1 protein-coding gene and 1 pseudogene are annotated in these 654 nt (G+C 70.0%); both read left to right on the top strand.

Going from position 1 to position 654, the window contains the following annotated elements; genetic code table 11:
• On the top strand, positions 1–330 hold a 330-nt coding region (locus ACP4J3_RS50860), incomplete at its 5' end, for an alpha/beta fold hydrolase (protein WP_426545119.1).
• 112 nt (positions 331–442) lie between these two features.
• A pseudogene (locus tag ACP4J3_RS50855) lies at positions 443–654 on the top strand (keto-deoxy-phosphogluconate aldolase); the annotation flags it as partial.

Here is a 654-nt window from a genome sequence, read left to right as displayed (position 1 = left end):
GTCGGTTTGCCGGCCCTGGCTCGCTCGCATTTCATCCGCCTGGTCGAGCGGCAGGCGGGCATATCCGCGGCGTGCCTGGATGTGGCGTGCTACCGTCTGGAAATGCCCGGACTGGTGGTGCATGCCGACGACGACCCGCGCGTAGCGGTGGAAAATGCCGAGCGCATCCATGCCGCCTGGCCGGCCAGTCGCTTGCTGCGCCTGCCGGGCGGCGGCCACCACCGACTGCTCGGCGAGCGCAGGCTGAGCGAGTCGCTGCTGGCGCTGCTCGAGGAGCGCCCCGCGATGCGCGCTTGCCGGCGCGTGGAAAAGACGGCGAGCGCTTCCTGAGGCGCGTAGCAGAGGGGTTGTCGTTGTCCTGACCTCGGTTCTTCGGTAAAAAGCGCTGTGGCCCGCGCGGAGCGATCCGGCGGGGCGAACCGTTTCGAATCGAGGAGTGCCCATGACATTGCCGCTGGATCGGGTCCTGCAGCAGGCCAGCCCGGTATTGCCGGTGCTGGTGATCGAGGACGTGGCGCTGGCGCCCGACCTGGCGCGCGCGTTGTATGCGGGCGGCGTCACGGTGCTGGAAGTGACGCTGCGCACGCCGCAGGCGCTGGACGCGATCGCCGCCATCCATCGCGAGGTGCCCGAGGTCCTGCTGGGGGCGGGTAC

The organism is Streptomyces sp. UG1 (assembly GCF_049974585.1).
In the GTDB taxonomy this organism is placed as follows: Bacteria; Actinomycetota; Actinomycetes; order Streptomycetales; family Streptomycetaceae; genus Streptomyces.
This window is presented reverse-complemented; position numbering and strand designations above follow the sequence as displayed.